The sequence below is a fragment of the Mycobacterium sp. E3298 genome (assembly GCF_001666895.1).
GTDB lineage: Bacteria > Actinomycetota > Actinomycetes > Mycobacteriales > Mycobacteriaceae > Mycobacterium.
In genome coordinates, this window is sequence record NZ_LZJB01000092.1 from 1 (window position 1) to 6,759 (window position 6,759).

Sequence of the window (6,759 nt, forward strand, 5' to 3'; positions counted from 1 at the left end):
CCGCAGCCTGCTGCGGGACCGGGCGCTGCTCGACCGCTGGGCGGGGGACGTCACCTCCTCGCTGCGGTCGGTGGCCGAGGAGCTGGTCGCCACCCGCGTCCTGGTCGCCGAGTCGGTGCTCAGCAAGGCCGTGTTGGCCCAGGACGAGGTCGAAAACGCCCAGGTGAGCGACCAGGTCGACGCCATCGACCGCGAGCTGCGCGCGCACGCCACGGCCGCGTCGCGGGACGCCGCCGCCCGGGACCGCGAGCTGCCGACGGTGCTGGCGGCCCTCGAGGCGGTGCGTGCGGAACTCGGTGAAGCGGGTATATCTACGTCCGACGATTCCGTTTCGGACGTGGAAAAAGCCGCGGCGGACGAGGCAACCGAAAAACCCGCTTCTTTCAGCGGTGATGCGGATGCCGGGGAAGCTTCTGAATCGTTGCTGTGAGAAGGCTTATACCTGCCCGAGGCTTCCCCGACAAGGTGCTCACGATAACCTGTAGTTAACGCCACCATTCAAGCAGCTGTGTGGTCGAGCACATACGCAATTGAAGAGATGTACGAGTACGCAGAAGGATTCAGGAGATTTCGATGACCTCAGCGACCATTCCCGGTTTGGACACCGCGCCCACCAACCATCAGGGGCTGCTGTCGTGGGTACGGGAGGTCGCCGAGCTCACTCAGCCTGAGCGCGTGGTGTTCACCGACGGCTCCGCCGAAGAGTTCGACCGGCTGGCCGGCGAGCTGGTCGAGGCCGGCACGTTCACGAAGCTGAACGAGAAGAAGCACCCCAATTCCTACCTGGCGTTGTCGGACCCGTCGGACGTTGCGCGTGTCGAGTCGCGGACCTTCATCTGCTCCGAGCGCGAGATCGACGCCGGCCCCACCAACAACTGGATGGACCCGGGCGAGATGCGGGCGCTGATGACCGACCTGTACCGCGGCTGCATGCGCGGCCGCACCATGTACGTGGTCCCGTTCTGCATGGGCCCGCTCGGCGCCGACGACCCCAAGCTGGGCGTCGAGATCACCGACTCGGAGTACGTCGTCGTCTCCATGCGCACGATGACCCGGATGGGCAAGGCCGCCCTGGAGAAGATCGGCGACGACGGGTTCTTCGTCAAGGCGCTGCACTCGGTGGGCGCCCCGCTCGAGCCCGGCCAGAAGGACGTGCCGTGGCCGTGCAACGACACCAAGTACATCACCCACTTCCCGGAGACCCGCGAAATCTGGAGCTACGGCTCCGGCTACGGCGGGAACGCCCTGCTGGGCAAGAAGTGCTATTCGCTGCGCATCGCCTCGGCGATGGCCCACGACGAGGGCTGGCTGGCCGAGCACATGCTGATCCTCAAGCTGATTTCCCCGGAGAACAAGGCGTACTACTTCGCCGCCGCGTTCCCGTCGGCCTGCGGCAAGACCAACCTCGCGATGCTGCAGCCGACCATCCCGGGCTGGCGCGCCGAGACCCTGGGCGATGACATCGCCTGGATGCGGTTCGGCAAGGACGGCCGGCTGTACGCGGTCAACCCGGAGTTCGGCTTCTTCGGGGTGGCGCCGGGCACCAACTGGAAGTCCAACCCCAACGCGATGCGCACCATCGCGGCGGGCAACACCGTGTTCACCAACGTCGCACTGACCGACGACGACGAGGTGTGGTGGGAAGGCCTGGAGGGCGAGCCGGACCACCTGATCGACTGGAAGGGCCAGGACTGGTACATCCGCGAGACGGAAACCAAAGCCGCCCACCCGAACTCGCGGTACTGCACCCCGATGTCGCAGTGCCCCATCCTGGCGCCGGAGTGGGACGACCCGCAGGGCGTGCCGATCTCGGGGATACTGTTCGGCGCCCGCCGCAAGACCACGGTGCCGCTGGTGACGCAGGCCCGCGACTGGCAGCACGGCGTGTTCATGGGCGCCACCATGGGCAGCGAGCAGACCGCCGCCGCCGAGGGCAAGGTCGGCACGGTGCGCCGCGACCCGATGGCCATGCTGCCGTTCCTGGGCTACCACGTCGGTGACTACTTCCAGCACTGGCTCGACCTGGGCAAGAACTCCGACGAGTCCAAGCTGCCGAAGGTGTTCTTCGTCAACTGGTTCCGCCGCGGCGAACAGGGCGAGTTCCTCTGGCCGGGCTTCGGCGAGAACAGCCGCGTGCTGAAGTGGATCGTCGACCGCATCGAGCACCGGGCCGGCGGTCAGGACACACCGATCGGCATCGTGCCGACCGCGGCCGACCTGGATCTCGACGGCCTGGACGTCGAGGCCGAAGACGTCACGAAGGCGCTCGCGGTCAACGCCGCCGAGTGGCGCGAAGAGCTGCCCCTGATCGAGGAGTGGTTCGAGTTCGTCGGCGAGAAGCTGCCCACCGGCGTCAAGGACGAGTTCGAGGCGCTCAAGCAGCGGCTGGCCGACGCCGGCTAGCTAGCGCCTGCGGTCCCCACCCGCGCGCCGGGTGGGGCTGGTCCTCTTCTCCGCGTACATCAATTCGTCTGCCCGGGCCAGCAATTCGTCCAGGGTCGCGTGCTCGGCGACGGGCGCCTGCACCAGGCCGATGCTGGCGGACAGCCGGTAGGTGCGGTCGCTGGTCTCGTTGAAAGTGTGGAACGCCTCGGCGAGCCGTTCCTTGACCTCCGCCGTGCCGGCGTCGCGTTCGGTGATCATGACGCAGAATTCGTCGCCGCCGAGGCGGGCGACAATGTCGGACTCGCGCCGCACCTGGCGCAGCACCTCGGCGACGTCCTTGATCAGCGCGTCGCCGACGTCGTGTCCCTGTTCGTCGTTGACCCGCTTGAGCCCGTCGACGTCGAGGAAGGCGAGCACGCAGTTGTGCCCGAGGTGGTGCGCCCCGCGAAGCTTCTGCTCGGCCAGCAGGTAGAAGCCGCGGCGATTGCTGAGCCCGGTCAGCTCGTCGGTGACCGACAGCCGGCTGATCTCCTCGTTGGCCCTTTCCAGCTCGGCGGTGCGGTCGCGCACCCGCTGTTCCAGTTCGGAGTAGACCGCGACGTTCTCCATGGCGATCGACGTCGAATCGGCGAGGGCCTGCAGCAGGCGCACCTCCTGCTCGGACGGCGGATGCCGGTGCGCCCAGTAGTTGCCGATCGCCCCGATCGGGTCGAGCTTGCGGATCGGGACCATCACCAGGCTCTTGACGAAGGTCGCGCGGTAAAGGCCTTGCGGGATACGGGAATCCCGGTAGATGTCCGGGATGATCGCGGCCTCGCGGTTGCGCATCGCCCACCCGCTGACGCAGATCTCGATCGGGAAGCGGCTGCCCTTCCACAGCGGTGCGATGGCATCCTCGTCGGCGTAGTAGCAGGCGTCGTCGTCGCGCAGGACGAAAGTGGCGCCGTCGCAGCCGGTGAGCTCACGCGCCGAGGTCCGGACGATGCGCTGAATTTCCGGCAGGCTGCGCGCCAGCGACAATTCCTGGACCGCCTGCAGCAGGCGCTCCATGCCGTCGACATAGTCGTAAACGCCGAGTCGGCCGGTCGGCGAGCAGCACGCGGCGGGGGCGGACAGGCGCTCAGCCGCCTCCATGGGCACCTCCGTACCAAGACCGACCGGCCGCTCCGAAACCGCGTCGTGCAAGGGACGGTACCTCAACCCGATCGGCGCTGCACGAGTACCGATCCGGGGCCCGCGGCCCCGGCGCCCGACCACTTGACACCCGTCAAGTTTTTCGGCGGTACAGTCTGCCCATGCAGATTCGCGAGTACCTCGGCGCCGGCAAGGCCGCCGTCATCCTCCACCCCTCCGGCACGGTCATCACCTTCGACGAGCTCGAGGCGCGGGCCAACCGGCTGGCCCATTACTTCCGGCGGGCCGGCCTCGTCGAGGGCGACGCCGTCGCGATCCTGATGGAGAACAACGAACACATCCACGCGGTGATGTGGGCGGCGCGGCGCAGCGGCCTGTACTACGTGCCGATCAACACGCACCTGACAGCGGCCGAGGCCGCCTACATCATCGACAACAGCGCCGCCAAGGCGATCATCGGGTCGGCGGCGCTGCGCAAGACGTGCGAGAACCTGGCCGAGCACCTGCCCGGCGGCCTGCCCGGGCTGCTGCTGATCGCCGACGACGAACTCCAGGGCTGGCAGCGCTACCCCGAATGCGTTGCGGGCGAGCCCGACACCCCGATCGACGACGAACTCGAGGGCGACCTGCTGCAGTATTCGTCGGGCACCACCGGCCGGCCCAAGGGCATCAAACGCGAACTGCCGCACGTTCCGCCGTCCGAGGCGCCCGGCATGATGTCGGCGCTGGTGAGCTTCTGGATGAACCCGGACTCGATCTACCTGAGCCCGGCGCCGCTGTATCACACGGCGCCCTCGGTGTGGTCGATGAGCGCGCAGGCCGGCGGGGTCACGACGGTGGTGCTGGAGAAATTCGATGCCGAGGGCTGCCTCGACGCCATCCAGCGTCACCGCGTCACGCACGGCCAGTTCGTCCCGGCGATGTTCACCCGCATGCTGAAACTGCCTGAGGCGGTGCGTAATTCGTACGACCTGTCCAGCCTGCAGCGGGTCATGCACGCGGCGGCGCCCTGCCCGGTGGAGATCAAGAAGCAGATGATGGACTGGTGGGGGCCGATCATCGACGAGTACTACGCCTCCTCCGAGGCGCACGGGTCGACGCTGATCACCGCCGAAGAGTGGCTGGCGCACCCCGGCTCGGTCGGCAAACCGATGGGGGGCGCCCTGCACATCCTCGACGAGAACGGCAACGAGCTGCCGCCCGGGCAGGCCGGAGAGATCTACTTCGAGGGCGGATATTCGTTCGAATACCTCAACGACCCCACGAAAACCGCGGCCTCCCGCAGCAAGCACGGCTGGGCCACCGTCGGCGACATCGGCTACCTCGACGAGGAGGGCTACCTGTACCTGACCGACCGGCGCCACCACATGATCATCTCGGGCGGGGTGAACATCTACCCGCAGGAGGCCGAAAACCTCTTGGTCACCCACCCGAAGGTGTTGGACGCGGCCGTGTTCGGGGTTCCCGACGACGAGATGGGGCAACGCGTGCTCGCCGCCGTGCAGACCGTCGACCCGGGTGACGCCACCGACGAATTCGGCGACGAGCTGCTGGCCTGGCTGCGAGACCGACTGGCGCACTACAAATGTCCGAAATCGATCGCGTTCGAGACGCAATTGCCGCGCACCGACACCGGCAAGCTCTACAAGAACGGGCTGATCGAGAAATACTCGGTGTGACCCATGCTCCAGGTGGTGGACCTGGCGAGCCCGCCGGATGCCGGTCCCGCATCCCCGCCGGGGGTGATCCTGGCGCACGGCGCCGCTTCCGACCTCGAGCGCTGTGAATCCTGGCTGGAGGCAGCGACTTTCACCGTCACCGAGGACCGCTGTCACGATCGGCGGGCGATCACGGTCGAGTCGGTTCCCGACGCGCTCGCGCGGCTGACCGCGCGGTGTCGTCGTTGGCCGCACGCCAGCAGCGTCTGTGACGATGTGCTGCGCGGGGTGGACCCGGGCGGCCCGGCGCTGGCTGGGGTGGTGATCGAATCGCTGGCGTACTCGACCCTGCAGGCCGGACCCGAATTCGCGCGCTGGCTGGGCGAACGCGGTCCGGCCGAGATGCCCGACATCGCCGACCCGGTGCTGGCCCACCGCGACGGCGACACCGTGTGCATCGCGTTCAACCGGCCGCAGCGCCACAACGCGTTTTCCACCGACGCCCGCGCCGCGCTTCTGGAGGCGCTGACCGTCGCGCTACTGGACCCGTCCGTGTCCGGGATCGTGTTGCGCGGCAACGGGCCGTCGTTCTGCAGCGGGGGCGACCTCGCCGAGTTCGGCACCTTCGCCGACCCCGCGAGCGCGCACCTGGCCCGCACCCGGCACAGCCCCGCGCTGGCGCTCGACGCGCTGACCGCCCGGCTCGGTGACGCCTGCCGGGCCGAGGTGCACGGCCGCGTGCTGGGCAGCGGGCTGGAGATGGCGGCGTTCTGCGGATGGGTGGCCGCGCGGGAGGATTCGGTGTTCGGCCTTCCCGAACTCGAGCTGGGGCTGATCCCCGGCGCCGGCGGGACGCTCAGCGTCACCCGCCGAATCGGCCGGTGGCGCACCGCCTATCTCGTGCTGTCCGGGCGCACCATCGACGCCGAAACGGCGCTGGCCTGGGGTCTGGTCGACGCGATCCGCGACTAGAACTCGCCTAAAGCGTTGTCAGAAGCCGGAATACGTCGTGGTCGTGGTCGACGGCAGGTTCGAGACGGCGATCACGCCGATGGCCACATACAGGATCACCATGATCACCGCGAACACCGCGCCCGCGATGGCGCCGATGATGGCCCATTTCTTGGCGTTGTCGGCGGCGGCCTGCGCCTCGGCGTACCGCCCCTGGGACCAGAGTCCGGACACCTTGGTGGAGTAGACGATCGACACGATTCCGAACGGCAGACAGCACAGCACGGTGCACAGGATGGCCCAGACGAGGTAGTTGTCCGGCTCCTGCTGGCCCGGCCAGCCCGGTTGCGGCGCCTGCCAACCCGGCTGCTGGCCCGGCCAACCCGGTTGCTGGCCCTGCCAACCCGGCGGCTGCCCCTGCCCACCGGGCGGCTGACCCTGCCATTCCGGCTGCTGACCCTGCCATTCCGGCGAGCCTTCGTACGGCCCTGGGGGATAACTCATGGCAGCCGACTTTCCTTCGTCGCAGTGACTTTTACTCCCGCGCCGCTTTGCTGGTGCCAGAAGTCAGGCAAATATACAGCACACCAGGGCGTCAAGCCCGCACATTCGGACTCAGATGCCACCGCGC

At 68.1% G+C, this 6,759-nt stretch carries 5 protein-coding genes and 1 pseudogene; 4 read left to right on the top strand and 2 right to left on the bottom strand.

The features are described from left to right. Together A9X05_RS04290 and A9X05_RS04295 are read left to right on the top strand one after the other, a co-directional pair. Nucleotides 1-430 (top strand): annotated as a pseudogene (locus A9X05_RS04290) (hypothetical protein); the annotation flags it as partial. A 143-nt stretch (nt 431-573) separates the two neighbouring features. Beyond that, entirely contained in the window at nt 574-2,403 is a 1,830-nt protein-coding gene (locus tag A9X05_RS04295; RefSeq protein ID WP_067756800.1) for a phosphoenolpyruvate carboxykinase (GTP), read from the top strand. On the opposite strand, the gene A9X05_RS04300 is transcribed toward A9X05_RS04295, so the two are convergent. Further along, nucleotides 2,404-3,435, bottom strand: a complete 1,032-nt coding sequence (locus tag A9X05_RS04300; RefSeq protein ID WP_231969202.1) for a diguanylate cyclase — start codon at nt 3,433-3,435, stop codon at nt 2,404-2,406. Between the two features lie 245 nt (nt 3,436-3,680). Here A9X05_RS04300 and fadD4 point away from each other — a divergent pair, with 245 nt between their 5' ends. Together fadD4 and A9X05_RS04310 are read left to right on the top strand one after the other, a co-directional pair. Then, entirely contained in the window at nt 3,681-5,198 is a 1,518-nt protein-coding gene (gene fadD4 / locus A9X05_RS04305; protein WP_067756797.1) for a fatty-acid--CoA ligase FadD4, read from the top strand. A 3-nt stretch (nt 5,199-5,201) separates the two neighbouring features. Continuing rightward, nucleotides 5,202-6,149 carry an enoyl-CoA hydratase/isomerase family protein gene (locus A9X05_RS04310; RefSeq protein ID WP_067756794.1) on the top strand — a complete coding sequence of 316 codons (948 nt, stop codon included), beginning with the start codon at nt 5,202-5,204 and terminating at the stop codon, nt 6,147-6,149. 18 nt (nt 6,150-6,167) lie between these two features. On the opposite strand, the gene A9X05_RS04315 is transcribed toward A9X05_RS04310, so the two are convergent. Further along, nucleotides 6,168-6,632 carry a CD225/dispanin family protein gene (locus A9X05_RS04315; RefSeq protein WP_067756791.1) on the bottom strand — a complete coding sequence of 155 codons (465 nt, stop codon included), beginning with the start codon at nt 6,630-6,632 and terminating at the stop codon, nt 6,168-6,170. Nucleotides 6,633-6,759: the final 127 nt, after the last annotated feature.

Coding starts and splice junctions, on each gene's coding strand:
- A9X05_RS04300 (WP_231969202.1), bottom strand. CDS start 3,435: ATGGAGCGCCTGCTGCAGGCGGTCCAGGAATTGTCGCTGGCGCGCAGC.
- A9X05_RS04295 (WP_067756800.1), top strand. CDS start 574: ATGACCTCAGCGACCATTCCCGGTTTGGACACCGCGCCCACCAACCAT.
- A9X05_RS04315 (WP_067756791.1), bottom strand. CDS start 6,632: ATGAGTTATCCCCCAGGGCCGTACGAAGGCTCGCCGGAATGGCAGGGT.
- fadD4 (WP_067756797.1), top strand. CDS start 3,681: ATGCAGATTCGCGAGTACCTCGGCGCCGGCAAGGCCGCCGTCATCCTC.
- A9X05_RS04310 (WP_067756794.1), top strand. CDS start 5,202: ATGCTCCAGGTGGTGGACCTGGCGAGCCCGCCGGATGCCGGTCCCGCA.